This window comes from Klebsiella sp. ZJOU C1 (assembly GCF_035620215.1).
GTDB classification, from domain to species: domain Bacteria; phylum Pseudomonadota; class Gammaproteobacteria; order Enterobacterales; family Enterobacteriaceae; genus Klebsiella; species Klebsiella variicola.
On record NZ_CP141644.1, the window covers coordinates 159822 to 176793 of the forward strand.

Annotated in this window: 11 protein-coding genes, 4 tRNA genes and 2 rRNA genes; 16 read left to right on the forward strand and 1 reads right to left on the reverse strand. The window is 52.3% G+C overall.

The genetic code is table 11. The features are described from left to right. The first annotated feature begins 24 nt into the window (after nt 1–24). From SPE70_RS00775 to birA, 4 genes are all read left to right on the forward strand, one after another. Nucleotides 25–2928 (forward strand): 23S ribosomal RNA (locus SPE70_RS00775). Between the two features lie 191 nt (nt 2929–3119). Continuing rightward, a 5S ribosomal RNA gene (gene rrf / locus SPE70_RS00780) occupies nt 3120–3235 on the forward strand. Nucleotides 3236–3524: 289 nt separating this feature from the next. Next, nucleotides 3525–4553: a UDP-N-acetylmuramate dehydrogenase gene (murB, locus tag SPE70_RS00785; protein ID WP_012969181.1), complete on the forward strand. Its 1029-nt coding sequence runs from the start codon at nt 3525–3527 to the stop codon at nt 4551–4553. Continuing rightward, nucleotides 4550–5512 (forward strand): bifunctional biotin--[acetyl-CoA-carboxylase] ligase/biotin operon repressor BirA, encoded by a 963-nt coding sequence (gene birA, locus SPE70_RS00790; RefSeq protein WP_008808010.1) that lies wholly within the window; start codon nt 4550–4552, stop codon nt 5510–5512. Before murB ends, birA begins: the two co-directional genes overlap by 4 nt. Nucleotides 5513–5538: 26 nt before the next feature. Here the strand turns inward: birA and coaA are convergent, their stop codons facing one another. Next, on the reverse strand, nt 5539–6489 hold the full coding sequence (coaA, locus tag SPE70_RS00795) for a type I pantothenate kinase (protein ID WP_012543215.1): 951 nt from the start codon (nt 6487–6489) through the stop codon (nt 5539–5541). 418 nt (nt 6490–6907) lie between these two features. Here coaA and SPE70_RS00800 point away from each other — a divergent pair. From SPE70_RS00800 to rpoB, 12 genes are all read left to right on the forward strand, one after another. Next, nucleotides 6908–6983: transfer RNA gene (locus SPE70_RS00800), tRNA-Thr, on the forward strand. 10 nt (nt 6984–6993) lie between these two features. After that, a tRNA-Tyr gene (locus SPE70_RS00805) sits at nt 6994–7078 on the forward strand. 115 nt (nt 7079–7193) lie between these two features. Further along, nucleotides 7194–7268, forward strand: a tRNA-Gly gene (locus SPE70_RS00810). 5 nt (nt 7269–7273) lie between these two features. Next, nucleotides 7274–7349 (forward strand) — tRNA-Thr (locus tag SPE70_RS00815). A 115-nt stretch (nt 7350–7464) separates the two neighbouring features. Beyond that, nucleotides 7465–8649: an elongation factor Tu gene (gene tuf / locus SPE70_RS00820; RefSeq protein ID WP_012543214.1), complete on the forward strand. Its 1185-nt coding sequence runs from the start codon at nt 7465–7467 to the stop codon at nt 8647–8649. Between the two features lie 338 nt (nt 8650–8987). Then, on the forward strand, nt 8988–9371 hold the full coding sequence (secE, locus tag SPE70_RS00825; protein WP_002883772.1) for a preprotein translocase subunit SecE: 384 nt from the start codon (nt 8988–8990) through the stop codon (nt 9369–9371). A 1-nt stretch (nt 9372) separates the two neighbouring features. Beyond that, complete coding sequence (gene nusG, locus SPE70_RS00830; protein WP_007665882.1) at nt 9373–9918, forward strand: transcription termination/antitermination protein NusG; 546 nt, start codon at nt 9373–9375, stop codon at nt 9916–9918. Between the two features lie 156 nt (nt 9919–10074). Further along, a complete protein-coding gene (gene rplK / locus SPE70_RS00835) occupies nt 10075–10503 on the forward strand; it encodes a 50S ribosomal protein L11 (protein WP_008808007.1) in 429 nt (142 codons plus the stop codon). Between the two features lie 3 nt (nt 10504–10506). Further along, a complete protein-coding gene (gene rplA / locus SPE70_RS00840) occupies nt 10507–11211 on the forward strand; it encodes a 50S ribosomal protein L1 (RefSeq protein WP_008808006.1) in 705 nt (234 codons plus the stop codon). 414 nt (nt 11212–11625) lie between these two features. Continuing rightward, nucleotides 11626–12123 (forward strand): 50S ribosomal protein L10, encoded by a 498-nt coding sequence (gene rplJ, locus SPE70_RS00845; protein WP_001207203.1) that lies wholly within the window; start codon nt 11626–11628, stop codon nt 12121–12123. A 66-nt stretch (nt 12124–12189) separates the two neighbouring features. Then, nucleotides 12190–12555: a 50S ribosomal protein L7/L12 gene (gene rplL, locus SPE70_RS00850; RefSeq protein ID WP_002884142.1), complete on the forward strand. Its 366-nt coding sequence runs from the start codon at nt 12190–12192 to the stop codon at nt 12553–12555. A gap of 324 nt (nt 12556–12879) precedes the next feature. Then, nucleotides 12880–16908 carry a DNA-directed RNA polymerase subunit beta gene (rpoB, locus tag SPE70_RS00855; protein WP_008808005.1) on the forward strand — a complete coding sequence of 1343 codons (4029 nt, stop codon included), beginning with the start codon at nt 12880–12882 and terminating at the stop codon, nt 16906–16908. The last annotated feature ends 64 nt before the right edge of the window (nt 16909–16972 follow it).

A 16972-nucleotide genomic window follows, 5' to 3' on the forward strand; every position in this document is an offset into this window, starting at 1 on the left:
TTACGAAACATCTTCGGGTTGTGAGGTTAAGCGACTAAGCGTACACGGTGGATGCCCTGGCAGTCAGAGGCGATGAAGGACGTGCTAATCTGCGAAAAGCGTCGGTAAGGTGATATGAACCGTTATAACCGGCGATGTCCGAATGGGGAAACCCAGTGCAATTCGTTGCACTATCGTTAACTGAATACATAGGTTAACGAGGCGAACCGGGGGAACTGAAACATCTAAGTACCCCGAGGAAAAGAAATCAACCGAGATTCCCCCAGTAGCGGCGAGCGAACGGGGAGCAGCCCAGAGTCTGAATCAGCTTGTGTGTTAGTGGAACGGTCTGGAAAGTCCGACGGTACAGGGTGATAGTCCCGTACACCAAAATGCACAGGCTGTGAACTCGAAGAGTAGGGCGGGACACGTGGTATCCTGTCTGAATATGGGGGGACCATCCTCCAAGGCTAAATACTCCTGACTGACCGATAGTGAACCAGTACCGTGAGGGAAAGGCGAAAAGAACCCCGGCGAGGGGAGTGAAAAAGAACCTGAAACCGTGTACGTACAAGCAGTGGGAGCACCTTCGGGTGTGACTGCGTACCTTTTGTATAATGGGTCAGCGACTTATATTCTGTAGCAAGGTTAACCGTATAGGGGAGCCGCAGGGAAACCGAGTCTTAACTGGGCGTTAAGTTGCAGGGTATAGACCCGAAACCCGGTGATCTAGCCATGGGCAGGTTGAAGGTTGGGTAACACTAACTGGAGGACCGAACCGACTAATGTTGAAAAATTAGCGGATGACTTGTGGCTGGGGGTGAAAGGCCAATCAAACCGGGAGATAGCTGGTTCTCCCCGAAAGCTATTTAGGTAGCGCCTCGTGAACTCATCTTCGGGGGTAGAGCACTGTTTCGGCTAGGGGGTCATCCCGACTTACCAACCCGATGCAAACTACGAATACCGAAGAATGTTATCACGGGAGACACACGGCGGGTGCTAACGTCCGTCGTGAAGAGGGAAACAACCCAGACCGCCAGCTAAGGTCCCAAAGTCATGGTTAAGTGGGAAACGATGTGGGAAGGCACAGACAGCCAGGATGTTGGCTTAGAAGCAGCCATCATTTAAAGAAAGCGTAATAGCTCACTGGTCGAGTCGGCCTGCGCGGAAGATGTAACGGGGCTAAACCATGCACCGAAGCTGCGGCAGCGACACTATGTGTTGTTGGGTAGGGGAGCGTTCTGTAAGCCTGCGAAGGTGGCCTGTGAGGGTTGCTGGAGGTATCAGAAGTGCGAATGCTGACATAAGTAACGATAAAGCGGGTGAAAAGCCCGCTCGCCGGAAGACCAAGGGTTCCTGTCCAACGTTAATCGGGGCAGGGTGAGTCGACCCCTAAGGCGAGGCCGAAAGGCGTAGTCGATGGGAAACAGGTTAATATTCCTGTACTTGGTGTTACTGCGAAGGGGGGACGGAGAAGGCTATGTTAGCCGGGCGACGGTTGTCCCGGTTTAAGCATGTAGGCGGAGGTTCCAGGTAAATCCGGTACCTTTTAACGCTGAGGTGTGATGACGAGGCACTACGGTGCTGAAGTAACAAATGCCCTGCTTCCAGGAAAAGCCTCTAAGCATCAGGTAACATTAAATCGTACCCCAAACCGACACAGGTGGTCAGGTAGAGAATACCAAGGCGCTTGAGAGAACTCGGGTGAAGGAACTAGGCAAAATGGTGCCGTAACTTCGGGAGAAGGCACGCTGGTGTGTAGGTGAAGTCCCTGCGGATGGAGCTGAGACCAGTCGAAGATACCAGCTGGCTGCAACTGTTTATTAAAAACACAGCACTGTGCAAACACGAAAGTGGACGTATACGGTGTGACGCCTGCCCGGTGCCGGAAGGTTAATTGATGGGGTTATCCGTAAGGAGAAGCTCTTGATCGAAGCCCCGGTAAACGGCGGCCGTAACTATAACGGTCCTAAGGTAGCGAAATTCCTTGTCGGGTAAGTTCCGACCTGCACGAATGGCGTAATGATGGCCAGGCTGTCTCCACCCGAGACTCAGTGAAATTGAACTCGCTGTGAAGATGCAGTGTACCCGCGGCAAGACGGAAAGACCCCGTGAACCTTTACTATAGCTTGACACTGAACATTGAGCCTTGATGTGTAGGATAGGTGGGAGGCTTTGAAGCGTGGACGCCAGTCTGCGTGGAGCCAACCTTGAAATACCACCCTTTAATGTTTGATGTTCTAACGTAGGCCCCTGACCGGGGTTGCGGACAGTGTCTGGTGGGTAGTTTGACTGGGGCGGTCTCCTCCCAAAGAGTAACGGAGGAGCACGAAGGTTAGCTAATCCTGGTCGGACATCAGGAGGTTAGTGCAATGGCATAAGCTAGCTTGACTGCGAGCGTGACGGCGCGAGCAGGTGCGAAAGCAGGTCATAGTGATCCGGTGGTTCTGAATGGAAGGGCCATCGCTCAACGGATAAAAGGTACTCCGGGGATAACAGGCTGATACCGCCCAAGAGTTCATATCGACGGCGGTGTTTGGCACCTCGATGTCGGCTCATCACATCCTGGGGCTGAAGTAGGTCCCAAGGGTATGGCTGTTCGCCATTTAAAGTGGTACGCGAGCTGGGTTTAGAACGTCGTGAGACAGTTCGGTCCCTATCTGCCGTGGGCGCTGGAGAATTGAGGGGGGCTGCTCCTAGTACGAGAGGACCGGAGTGGACGCATCACTGGTGTTCGGGTTGTCATGCCAATGGCACTGCCCGGTAGCTAAATGCGGAAGAGATAAGTGCTGAAAGCATCTAAGCACGAAACTTGCCCCGAGATGAGTTCTCCCTGAGACTTTAAGTCTCCTGAAGGAACGTTGAAGACGACGACGTTGATAGGCCGGGTGTGTAAGCGCAGCGATGCGTTGAGCTAACCGGTACTAATGAACCGTGAGGCTTAACCTTACAACGCCGAAGATGTTTTGGCGATTTGAGAGAAGATTTTCAGCTCTGATTCAGAGTCCGAAGGATTTTGCGCTGAGACAAGGCGGCAAACGAGGCGATGGAAGGAGCATACATAAGTATGTGACTGACACTCGCGAGAGCAGCCAACGCAGTATGAGCGCAAAAGACACAGGACGAGCACAAAGAATTTGCCTGGCGGCACTAGCGCGGTGGTCCCACCTGACCCCATGCCGAACTCAGAAGTGAAACGCCGTAGCGCCGATGGTAGTGTGGGGTCTCCCCATGTGAGAGTAGGGAACTGCCAGGCATCAAATAAAGCAGAAAGCTCAGTCGAAAGACTGAGATTTTTGTTTTTGCGTTTTAACAAGAACCCCGTCCCGAAAGGTGCGGGGTTTTTTGCTGTGTGGGCATATCTCCCCGGTGGCGCTGCGCTTACCGGGGCTACGGATTCGCACCCGCCCTGCACGACCTGTAGCCCGGACCGGTACACCGCATCATTACCGGTAACGCCCCCAATATCACTGCCCCTGCAATCAGGCAAGCCTTCCCCCGCCAGATACGGTAAACTAACGCCGATTTTGCATCAGGAAGCCACTATGAACCACTCCCTCAAACCCTGGAATACCTTTGGCATTGAGCGCTCCGCCAGGACGATTGTACGCGCCGAAACTGAGCAGCAGTTATTAAGCGCCTGGCAAACTGCTGTCGCGGCAGGCGAACCCACGCTGATCCTTGGGGAAGGTAGTAATGTCCTGTTTCTGAACGACTATGCCGGTACGGTGATCCTCAACCGAATTATGGGGATCGAGGTGAGCGAAACGCCGGAAGCCTGGTGCTTGCACGTCGGCGCCGGCGAAAACTGGCATCAACTGGTGCAGTTCACGCTACAGCATGCGATGCCAGGTCTGGAAAATTTGGCATTGATCCCTGGCTGCGCAGGATCTTCGCCGATCCAGAATATTGGCGCCTACGGTGTCGAGCTCCAGCGGGTTTGCAACTATGTGGACTGCATTGAGCTGGAAACGGGTCGTAAGCAGCGTCTTTCAGCGGCGGAATGCCGTTTCGGCTACCGTGACAGTATCTTTAAACATGAATACCAGGATCGCTACGCCATCGTCGCGATTGGTTTAACGTTAGCGAAAGCATGGCAGCCTGTACTGAGTTACGGTGATTTAACGCGTCTTGATCCACAGACCGTCACCCCGCAGCAGGTATTCGATTCCGTTTGTCATATGCGAATGACGAAGTTGCCGGATCCCCGGATTAACGGCAATGCCGGAAGTTTCTTTAAGAATCCGATCGTCAGCGCTCAGGTTGCTGAAGCGCTGCTGGCGCAATTCCCCCAGGCGCCGCATTATCCGCAGGCAAACGGCACCGTCAAGCTGGCCGCGGGCTGGTTAATCGATCAATGTCAGCTCAAAGGGCAACGCATTGGCGGCGCGGCCGTCCATCGACAACAGGCCCTGGTACTCATTAATGAAGATCGAGCGACCAGCGAGGACGTGGTAAAACTAGCCCATTACGTTCGCCAGCAGGTGGGTAAGAAATTCGATGTATGGCTTCAGCCCGAGGTGCGCTTCATTGGAACGCATGGTGAAGTCAACGCAGAGGAGAGCATTGCGTGAAAGACCATACTATTCCCTTAACGTTGATTTCTATCCTGGCTGATGGCGAGTTCCACTCAGGTGAACAGCTTGGTGAGCAGTTAGGCATGAGCCGGGCGGCGATTAATAAGCATATCCAGACCTTACGCGACTGGGGCGTCGATGTGTTTACAGTGCCAGGCAAGGGTTACAGCCTGCCGGAGCCCATTCATCTGTTGGATGAGAAAAAGATTTCCCAACAGATTGAACATGGCCGAGTGACGGTTCTCCCCGTGATTGACTCCACTAACCAGTATTTACTGGACAGGCTTGATGAGCTGACATCCGGGGATGCCTGTGTGGCTGAATATCAGCAGGCAGGGCGAGGACGGCGAGGTAGAAAATGGTTCTCGCCCTTTGGCGCCAATCTTTATCTCTCGATGTACTGGCGCCTGGAGCAGGGGCCGGCGGCGGCTATTGGACTCAGCCTGGTGATTGGTATCGTGATCGCTGAAGTTCTGCAGCAACTCGGGGCCGATCAGGTTCGTGTGAAATGGCCAAACGATATTTACCTGCAAGATCGTAAACTGTCAGGGATCCTCGTGGAACTGACCGGGAAAACGGGTGATGCTGCACAAATCGTTAGTGGCGCGGGTATCAATCTTGTGATGCGTCGCGTGGAGTCTGACGTGGTCAATCAGGGGTGGATAAGCCTTCAGGAGGCGGGGGTTGTCATCGACCGCAATCTCCTCGCCGCGCGCCTGATTAAAGAGCTACGTCTGGGCCTGGAACTGTTCGAGCAGGAAGGGTTAGCGCCCTATCTGCCGCGCTGGGAGAAACTGGATAACTTTATTCATCGCCCGGTAAAACTCATTATCGGTGATAAAGAAATCTATGGAATTTCCCGGGGCATTGATGCGCAAGGCGCACTATTGCTGGAACAGGATGGGGTGATAAAAGCCTGGGTTGGCGGTGAAATATCATTGCGCAGCGCAGAATAAAAAAGGGAGCTTCGGCTCCCTTTGCTTTATTTACGTAAGCGTACTTGATTCACAGAATGATTGGCGCTTTTGGTCATGATCAGGCTGGCACGTTCGCGGGTTGGAAGGATGTTTTCTTTAAGATTCATTAAGTTAATCTCGTTCCATAGCGAGGTGGCAATATCCACCGCCTCTTCCTTCGACAGCTTAGCGTAATTGTGGAAGTAGGAGTCAGGATCGGTAAACGCCCCTTCTCGGAATTTGAGAAAACGGTTGATATACCAGCTTTTCAGTAATTCTTCCGGGGCATCGACATAAATAGAAAAATCGACAAAATCGGATACAAATACATGATGAGGATCGTGCGGATAATCCATTCCACTTTGCAGAACGTTGAGTCCCTCAAGAATTAAAATATCCGGCTGCGCGACGGTTTTATCGCCGTCGGGAATAACATCATAAATCAGATGGGAATAAACCGGCGCGGTTGCCTGCGGTACACCTGATTTAAGATCGGAGACAAACTTCACCAGTCGATGCATATCATAGGACTGCGGGAAGCCTTTCTTCTTCATTAATCCGCGTTCTTTCAATACTGAGTTAGGGTGCAAAAAACCGTCAGTAGTGATGAGTTCAACATGGCGGTGCTCCGGCCAACGGCTAAGCAAGGCCTGCAGTACACGCGCGGTGGTGCTTTTCCCCACCGCAACGCTGCCAGCGATGCTGATGATATAGGGAATGCGTTGACCGTTGGTACCAAGAAATTGTTCGAGAACAGCCTGACGACGCAGGTTAGAACTGATATAGAAGTTGAGCAAACGCGACAGCGGCAAATAGATCTCGGCAACCTCTTCCAGAGAGAGATCTTCGTTGATGCCTTTTAACCGCGTGATTTCATCCTCGGTTAACGTCATCGGGACAGAATCACGAAGTGCAGCCCATTGGTGGCGGTTAAATTGTAGGTACGGTGTCATTAACGTCTGCTCTTTTTGGCTCATAAGCATGTTCTTACCATCGCCGTATACGTTGAAACGGCGATGCTTCACACGAGTTAATCAGGACAATGGGCAGGAGGGTAACACCAGATTGCCGGGAATAATAAGAAAAAAACTCATTGAATGCTGCTTTCTCGCGCCAGCATCACAAGAGAGGAATAAGTTTCTTATTCGTAGTAAACCAGCAGGATAGTGCTAACGGCCCGTTACCTTTCTGTCAGTCGTCCGCATACATCCTGGGCATCAGCGGGTGACTGGAACCGCTCCTGATGAGCTGGATTGCTGGCGAATATTTGCACTGCCCTGTTTGAAATTACACCGTTTTTTCGTGTAAGAGCACAAAATGTGAGCAAGAGAACGTTTTATGCAAATTTTTAGTTGCATGAACTCGCTCCTCTCCCTAGAATGCGCGCTACTTGATGCCGACTTAGCTCAGTAGGTAGAGCAACTGACTTGTAATCAGTAGGTCACCAGTTCGATTCCGGTAGTCGGCACCATAACAATTTGGGTGGGGTTCCCGAGCGGCCAAAGGGAGCAGACTGTAAATCTGCCGTCATCGACTTCGAAGGTTCGAATCCTTCCCCCACCACCACTTTCTGGCGACGCTTTGCGTAGCCGGAGTTGGTTGGGTAAACTAATCAGCTCAATACTAAAGAGAGCAGTCTCTTTAGTATTACAGAAAGAACTGGGTAGCCGAGTTTCAGGATGCGGGCATCGTATAATGGCTATTACCTCAGCCTTCCAAGCTGATGATGCGGGTTCGATTCCCGCTGCCCGCTCCAGACGTGCTGATATGGCTCAGTTGGTAGAGCGCACCCTTGGTAAGGGTGAGGTCCCCAGTTCGACTCTGGGTATCAGCACCACTTCTTTTCTCTCCTTCCCTGTTTCTCTTCTGTTATTTTCATTCAACAAGTCGGGCATGTTGCCTGGTTGATGTGGTGATATCACCGATTTATCCGTGTCTTAGAGGGACAATCGATGTCTAAAGAAAAGTTTGAACGTACAAAACCGCACGTTAACGTCGGTACTATCGGCCACGTTGACCATGGTAAAACAACGCTGACCGCTGCCATCACTACCGTTCTGGCTAAAACCTACGGTGGTTCTGCTCGTGCATTCGACCAGATCGATAACGCACCGGAAGAAAAAGCTCGTGGTATCACCATCAACACCTCTCACGTTGAATATGACACCCCGACTCGCCACTACGCGCACGTAGACTGCCCGGGCCACGCCGACTATGTTAAAAACATGATCACCGGTGCTGCGCAGATGGACGGCGCGATCCTGGTTGTTGCTGCGACTGACGGCCCGATGCCGCAGACTCGTGAGCACATCCTGCTGGGTCGTCAGGTAGGCGTTCCGTACATCATCGTGTTCCTGAACAAATGCGACATGGTTGATGACGAAGAGCTGCTGGAACTGGTTGAGATGGAAGTTCGTGAACTGCTGTCTCAGTACGATTTCCCGGGCGACGACACCCCGATCGTTCGTGGTTCTGCTCTGAAAGCGCTGGAAGGCGACGCAGAGTGGGAAGCGAAAATCATCGAACTGGCTGGCCACCTGGATACCTATATCCCGGAACCAGAGCGTGCGATTGACAAGCCGTTCCTGCTGCCGATCGAAGACGTATTCTCCATCTCCGGTCGTGGTACCGTTGTTACCGGTCGTGTAGAGCGCGGTATCATCAAAGTCGGTGAAGAAGTTGAAATCGTTGGTATCAAAGAAACCGCGAAGACCACCTGTACTGGCGTTGAAATGTTCCGCAAACTGCTGGACGAAGGCCGTGCTGGTGAGAACGTTGGTGTTCTGCTGCGTGGTATCAAACGTGAAGAAATCGAACGTGGTCAGGTACTGGCTAAGCCGGGCAGCATCAAGCCGCACACCAAGTTCGAATCTGAAGTGTACATCCTGTCCAAAGACGAAGGCGGCCGTCATACTCCGTTCTTCAAAGGCTACCGTCCGCAGTTCTACTTCCGTACTACTGACGTGACTGGCACCATCGAACTGCCGGAAGGCGTAGAGATGGTTATGCCGGGCGACAACATCAAAATGGTTGTTACCCTGATCCACCCGATCGCGATGGACGATGGTCTGCGTTTCGCAATCCGTGAAGGCGGTCGTACCGTTGGCGCGGGCGTGGTTGCTAAAGTTCTCGGCTAATCGCTGATAACATTTGACGCAATGCGCAATAAAAGGGCATCATTTGATGCCCTTTTTGCACGCTTTCATACCAGAACCTGGCTCATCAGTGATTTTTTTTGTCATAATCATTGCTGAGACAGGCTCTGAAGAGGGCGTTTATACACCAAACCATTCGAGCGGTAGCGCGACGGCAAGTCAGCGTTCTCCTTTGCAATAGCAGGGAAGAGGCGCCAGAACCGCCAGCGTTGAAGCAGTTTGAACGCGTTCAGTGTATAATCCGAAACTTAATTTCGGTTTGGATCGCCTCGCCCCCGCGGGGTGAAATTGTTTGTAGAATACTTCTGACAGGTTGGTTTATGAGTGCGAATACCGAAGCTCAAGGGAGCGGGCGCGGCCTGGAAGCGATGAAGTGGATTATCGTTGCCGTGCTGCTGATCGTGGCGATCGTGGGCAACTTCCTTTATCGCGACATTATGCTGGCGGTGCGTGCGCTGGCCGTGGTTATTCTTATTGCTGCTGCCGGTGGCGTCGCGCTGTTGACGACGAAAGGTAAGGCGACCGTTGCTTTTGCTCGCGAAGCGCGAACTGAAGTGCGTAAAGTGATTTGGCCGACTCGCCAGGAAACGCTGCATACTACGCTGATTGTTGCTGCCGTGACTGCAGTAATGTCACTGATCCTGTGGGGACTGGATGGTATTCTGGTTCGCCTGGTCTCCTTTATCACTGGCCTGAGGTTCTGAGATGTCTGAAGCTCCTAAAAAGCGCTGGTACGTCGTTCAGGCGTTTTCCGGTTTTGAAGGTCGCGTAGCTACTTCGCTGCGTGAACATATCAAATTACACAACATGGAAGAGTTGTTTGGCGAAGTCATGGTTCCAACCGAAGAAGTGGTTGAAATCCGTGGCGGCCAGCGTCGCAAAAGCGAACGTAAATTCTTCCCTGGCTACGTTCTGGTTCAGATGGTCATGAACGACGCGAGCTGGCACCTGGTGCGCAGCGTACCGCGTGTGATGGGCTTCATCGGCGGTACTTCCGACCGTCCGGCGCCGATCAGCGACAAAGAAGTCGATGCCATCATGAACCGCCTGCAGCAGGTTGGCGATAAGCCGCGTCCGAAAACGCTGTTTGAGCCGGGCGAAATGGTTCGTGTCAACGATGGTCCGTTCGCTGACTTTAACGGCGTCGTTGAAGAAGTGGACTATGAGAAGTCCCGCCTGAAAGTTTCTGTTTCTATCTTCGGTCGTGCGACGCCGGTAGAACTGGACTTCGGTCAGGTTGAGAAGGCGTAAGCCGGCGATCAAAAAAGCAGCGATTTAATCGTTGCATAGGGCGCGAAATTGGCATACAATTTCGCGCCTTTTGTTTTTATGGGCCTGGCCCGTAAAACGATGTTTAATCACGGGGAGCTTCTCTGAAGCGTTAATACCCAATTTGAGGATTTAAGAATGGCTAAGAAAGTACAAGCCTACGTCAAGCTGCAGGTTGCAGCTGGTATGGCAAACCCGAGTCCGCCGGTTGGTCCAGCACTGGGTCAGCAGGGCGTTAACATCATGGAATTCTGCAAAGCGTTCAACGCAAAAACTGAATCCATGGAAAAAGGTCTGCCAATCCCGGTTGTTATCACCGTTTACGCTGACCGTTCTTTCACTTTCGTTACCAAAACCCCGCCGGCAGCAGTTCTGCTGAAAAAAGCGGCTGGTATCAAGTCCGGCTCTGGTAAGCCGAACAAAGATAAAGTGGGTAAAATTTCCCGCGCTCAGCTGCAGGAAATCGCGCAGACCAAAGCTGCCGACATGACTGGTGCCGACATTGAAGCGATGACTCGCTCCATCGAAGGTACTGCACGTTCCATGGGCCTGGTAGTGGAGGACTAAGAAATGGCTAAACTGACCAAGCGCATGTCCGTGATCCGTGACAAAGTTGATGCAACTAAACAGTATGACATCAACGAAGCCATCTCTCTGCTGAAAGAACTGGCTACTGCTAAGTTCGTTGAAAGCGTTGACGTTGCTGTAAACCTGGGCATCGATGCTCGTAAATCTGACCAGAACGTACGTGGTGCAACTGTACTGCCGCACGGTACTGGCCGTTCTGTTCGCGTTGCCGTATTTGCCCAGGGCGCAAACGCTGAAGCTGCTAAAGCTGCAGGCGCTGAGCTGGTAGGTATGGAAGATCTGGCTGACCAGATCAAGAAAGGCGAAATGAACTTTGACGTTGTTATTGCTTCCCCGGATGCAATGCGCGTTGTTGGCCAGCTGGGCCAGGTTCTGGGTCCGCGCGGCCTGATGCCAAACCCGAAAGTGGGTACCGTAACCCCTAACGTTGCTGAAGCGGTTAAGAACGCTAAAGCAGGTCAGGTTCGTTATCGTAACGACAAAAACGGCATCATCCACACCACCATCGGTAAAGTGGACTTTGACGCTGACAAACTGAAAGAAAACCTGGAAGCTCTGCTGGTTGCGCTGAAAAAAGCAAAACCGACTCAGGCGAAAGGCGTGTACATCAAGAAAGTTAGCATCTCCACCACCATGGGTGCAGGTGTTGCAGTAGATCAGGCTGGCCTGAACGCTTCTGCAAACTAATGCCTTTACGTGGGCGGTGATTTTGTCTACAATCTTACCCCCACGATTCTGTCAATAAGACAGACGCTATGCGAGTCATTTGAATTGCAGCAAGGCAGCAATCGAGTGAATCACCGGGAGTGTAGTTAACTACATGACCGGTGTGAACGAGAGCAGCTAACGCCGCTGCGGTTCGAAGGACGAAGTCATAGAAAGAATTTGTTCGTTGGAGCCTGGCCTATCCAGGCCTCCGTCGAAGACCGCAGGTGTTTCGCAAGAAACTTAATCCCCTGCGTAGACGGTGACAGAACGCTAAGATTATTTTTTGGATACTCTGGCTTGTTTCTGCTCACCGTATTTAGACGCTCTTTTCGTTGAATTGAGTGAAGTGAGTTCCAGAGCATAAGCTCTGGCAAACATCCAGGAGCAAAGCTAATGGCTTTAAATCTTCAAGACAAACAAGCGATTGTTGCTGAAGTCAGCGAAGTAGCCAAAGGCGCGCTGTCTGCAGTAGTTGCGGATTCCCGTGGCGTAACTGTAGATAAAATGACTGAACTGCGTAAAGCAGGTCGTGAAGCTGGCGTATACATGCGTGTTGTTCGTAACACCCTGCTGCGCCGCGTCGTTGAAGGTACTCAGTTCGAGTGCCTGAAAGACACGTTTGTTGGTCCGACCCTGATTGCATACTCTATGGAACACCCGGGCGCTGCTGCTCGTCTGTTCAAAGAGTTCGCGAAAGCGAATGCAAAATTTGAGGTCAAAGCCGCTGCCTTTGAAGGTGAGCTGATCCCGGCGTCGCAGATCGACCGCCTGGCAACTCTGCCGACCTACGAAGAAGCAATTGCACGCCTGATGGCAACCATGAAAGAAGCTTCGGCTGGCAAACTGGTTCGTACTCTGGCTGCTGTACGCGATGCGAAAGAAGCTGCTTAATCGCAGTTATCTTTATAAAGCATTCGCTTACGTATAAACTTATTCTGATATTCAGGAACAATTTAAATGTCTATCACTAAAGATCAAATCATTGAAGCAGTATCCGCTATGTCCGTAATGGACGTTGTTGAGCTGATCTCTGCAATGGAAGAAAAATTCGGTGTTTCCGCTGCTGCTGCTGTAGCTGTAGCTGCTGGCCCGGTTGAAGCTGCTGAAGAAAAAACTGAATTCGACGTAATTCTGAAAGCTGCTGGCGCTAACAAAGTTGCTGTTATCAAAGCAGTACGTGGCGCAACTGGCCTGGGTCTGAAAGAAGCTAAAGACCTGGTAGAATCTGCTCCGGCTGCACTGAAAGAAGGCATCAGCAAAGACGACGCTGAAGCTCTGAAAAAATCTCTGGAAGAAGCTGGCGCTGAAGTTGAAGTTAAATAAGCCAACCCTTCCGGTTGCAGCCTGAGAAATCAGGCTGAGGCTGGTGACTTTTTAGTCACCAGCCTTTTTGCGCTGTAAGGCGCCAGTAGCATTTCACACTGTTTGACTGCTGGTTTGCCTGACAATGCTTGTTTCTATCGACGACTTAATATACTGCGACAGGTTAGGGTTCCTGGGCTGTGTAAATCGCAACGAAATGGTTTAAGCGTGATAGCAACAGGTATTGCGGAAAGTGTTCCATTTTCCGGTCAACAAAATAGTGTTGCATAAAAAACTGCCTTACTTAGGCAGACGGGTCGACTTGTCAGCGAGCTGAGGAACCCTATGGTTTACTCCTATACCGAGAAAAAACGTATTCGTAAGGATTTTGGTAAACGTCCACAAGTTCTGGACATACCTTATCTCCTTTCTATCCAGCTTGATTCGTTCCAGAAGTTTATCGAGCAAGATCCTGAAGGGCAGTATGGTCTGGAAGCAGCCTTCCGTTCCGTATTCCCGATTCAGAGCTACAGCGGTAATTCAGAGCTGCAATACGTCAGCTACCGTCTGGGCGAACCTGTTTTTGATGTTAAAGAATGTCAGATCCGTGGCGTGACTTATTCTGCACCGCTGCGCGTAAAACTGCGTCTGGTGATCTACGAGCGCGAAGCGCCGGAAGGCACCGTTAAAGACATCAAAGAACAAGAAGTCTACATGGGCGAAATTCCGCTCATGACCGACAACGGTACCTTTGTTATCAACGGTACCGAGCGTGTTATCGTTTCTCAGCTGCACCGTAGCCCGGGCGTCTTCTTTGACAGTGACAAAGGTAAGACCCACTCCTCCGGTAAGGTCCTGTATAACGCACGTATCATCCCTTACCGCGGTTCCTGGCTGGACTTCGAATTCGACCCGAAAGACAACCTGTTCGTTCGTATCGACCGTCGTCGTAAACTGCCGGCAACCATCATTCTGCGCGCGCTGAATTACACCACTGAGCAGATCCTTGACCTGTTCTTCGAGAAAGTGGTCTTTGAAATTCGCGACAACAAGCTGCAGATGGAGCTGGTACCGGAGCGTCTGCGCGGTGAAACCGCCTCCTTCGATATCGAAGCCAACGGTAAAGTGTACGTTGAGAAAGGCCGTCGTATTACTGCGCGCCACATTCGCCAGCTGGAAAAAGACGATATCAAACATATCGAAGTTCCGGTTGAGTACATCGCGGGTAAAGTTGCTTCTAAAGACTACATCGACGAAGCGACCGGCGAACTGATCTGCCCGGCGAACATGGAGCTGAGCCTGGATCTGCTGGCTAAACTGAGCCAGTCCGGCCACAAGCGTATCGAAACGCTGTTCACCAACGATCTGGACCACGGTCCGTACATTTCTGAAACGGTACGCGTCGACCCGACCAACGATCGTCTGAGCGCGCTGGTAGAAATCTACCGCATGATGCGCCCTGGTGAGCCGCCGACTCGCGAAGCGGCTGAAAGCCTGTTTGAGAACCTGTTCTTCTCCGAAGACCGCTACGATCTGTCCGCGGTTGGTCGTATGAAATTCAACCGTTCTCTGCTGCGCGACGAAATCGAAGGTTCCGGTATCCTGAGCAAAGACGACATCATCGAAGTGATGAAGAAGCTCATCGATATCCGTAACGGTAAAGGCGAAGTCGATGATATCGACCACCTCGGCAACCGTCGTATCCGTTCCGTTGGCGAAATGGCGGAAAACCAGTTCCGCGTTGGCCTGGTACGTGTAGAGCGTGCGGTTAAAGAGCGTCTGTCTCTGGGCGATCTGGATACCCTGATGCCTCAGGATATGATCAACGCCAAGCCGATTTCCGCAGCAGTGAAAGAGTTCTTTGGTTCCAGCCAGCTGTCCCAGTTTATGGACCAGAACAACCCGCTGTCTGAGATTACGCACAAACGTCGTATCTCCGCACTCGGCCCAGGCGGTCTGACCCGTGAACGCGCAGGCTTCGAAGTTCGAGACGTACACCCGACGCACTACGGTCGCGTATGTCCAATCGAAACGCCTGAAGGTCCGAACATCGGTCTGATCAACTCCCTGTCCGTGTACGCACAGACTAACGAATACGGTTTCCTTGAGACCCCGTATCGTAAAGTGACCGACGGTGTGGTTACCGATGAAATTCACTACCTGTCTGCTATCGAAGAAGGCAACTACGTTATTGCTCAGGCGAACTCCAACCTGGATGAAAACGGCCACTTCGTAGAAGACCTGGTTACCTGCCGTAGCAAAGGCGAATCCAGCTTGTTCAGCCGCGACCAGGTTGACTACATGGACGTATCCACCCAGCAGGTGGTATCCGTCGGTGCGTCCCTGATCCCGTTCCTGGAGCACGATGACGCCAACCGTGCATTGATGGGTGCGAACATGCAACGTCAGGCGGTTCCGACTCTGCGCGCTGATAAGCCGCTGGTTGGTACCGGTATGGAACGTGCTGTTGCCGTTGACTCCGGTGTTACTGCGGTGGCTAAACGTGGCGGTACCGTTCAGTACGTGGATGCTTCCCGTATCGTTATCAAAGTTAACGAAGACGAGATGTACCCGGGCGAAGCAGGTATCGACATCTATAACCTGACCAAGTACACCCGTTCTAACCAGAACACCTGCATCAACCAGATGCCTTGCGTGTCCCTGGGCGAACCCATTGAGCGCGGCGACGTGCTGGCCGACGGCCCATCCACCGACCTTGGTGAACTGGCACTGGGTCAGAACATGCGCGTAGCGTTCATGCCGTGGAACGGCTACAACTTCGAAGACTCCATCCTCGTCTCCGAGCGTGTTGTTCAGGAAGACCGTTTCACCACCATCCACATTCAGGAACTGGCGTGCGTGTCCCGTGACACCAAGCTGGGGCCGGAAGAGATCACCGCTGACATCCCGAACGTGGGTGAAGCTGCGCTCTCTAAACTGGATGAGTCCGGTATCGTTTATATCGGCGCGGAAGTGACCGGCGGCGACATTCTGGTTGGTAAGGTAACGCCGAAAGGTGAAACCCAGCTGACGCCGGAAGAGAAACTGCTGCGTGCGATCTTCGGTGAGAAAGCGTCTGACGTTAAAGACTCTTCTCTGCGCGTACCGAACGGTGTCTCTGGTACCGTTATCGACGTTCAGGTCTTTACCCGTGATGGCGTAGAAAAAGACAAACGTGCGCTGGAAATCGAAGAGATGCAGCTGAAGCAGGCGAAGAAAGACCTGTCTGAAGAACTGCAGATCCTCGAAGCCGGTCTGTTCAGTCGTATCTACGCGGTGCTGGTCTCCGGTGGCGTTGAAGCTGAGAAGCTCGACAAACTGCCGCGCGATCGCTGGCTGGAACTGGGCCTGACCGACGAAGAGAAACAGAATCAGCTGGAGCAACTGGCTGAGCAGTATGACGAACTGAAACACGAGTTCGAGAAAAAACTCGAAGCGAAACGCCGTAAAATCACCCAAGGCGACGATCTGGCACCGGGTGTGCTGAAGATTGTTAAGGTATACCTGGCCGTTAAACGCCGTATCCAGCCTGGTGATAAGATGGCAGGCCGTCACGGTAACAAGGGTGTTATCTCTAAGATCAACCCGATCGAAGATATGCCGCACGATGCTAACGGTACGCCGGTAGATATCGTACTGAACCCGCTGGGCGTACCGTCTCGTATGAACATCGGTCAGATCCTGGAAACTCACCTGGGTATGGCTGCGAAAGGCATCGGCGATAAGATCAACGCCATGCTGAAACAGCAGCAAGAAGTCGCGAAACTGCGCGAATTCATCCAGCGTGCTTACGATCTGGGCGCTGACGTTCGCCAGAAAGTTGACCTGAATACCTTCAGCGATGAAGAAGTTCTGCGTCTGGCTGAAAACCTGCGTAAAGGCATGCCGATCGCAACGCCGGTATTCGACGGTGCGAAAGAAGCTGAAATCAAAGAGCTGCTGCAGCTGGGCGACCTGCCGACTTCCGGTCAGATCACCCTGTTTGACGGCCGCACCGGTGAACAGTTCGAACGTCCGGTAACCGTGGGTTACATGTACATGCTGAAACTGAACCACCTGGTCGACGACAAAATGCACGCTCGTTCCACCGGTTCCTACAGCCTGGTTACTCAGCAGCCGCTGGGTGGTAAGGCGCAGTTCGGTGGTCAGCGCTTCGGTGAGATGGAAGTGTGGGCGCTGGAAGCTTATGGCGCGGCCTACACCCTGCAGGAAATGCTCACCGTTAAGTCTGATGACGTGAACGGTCGTACCAAGATGTATAAAAACATCGTGGACGGCAACCACCAGATGGAACCGGGCATGCCGGAGTCCTTCAACGTACTGTTGAAAGAAATCCGCTCGCTGGGCATCAACATCGAACTGGAAGACGAGTAACTCTCGCTCAAACAGGTCACTGGTGCCGGGATAAAACCCGGCGCCAGATTGTGCTAACTCCGAC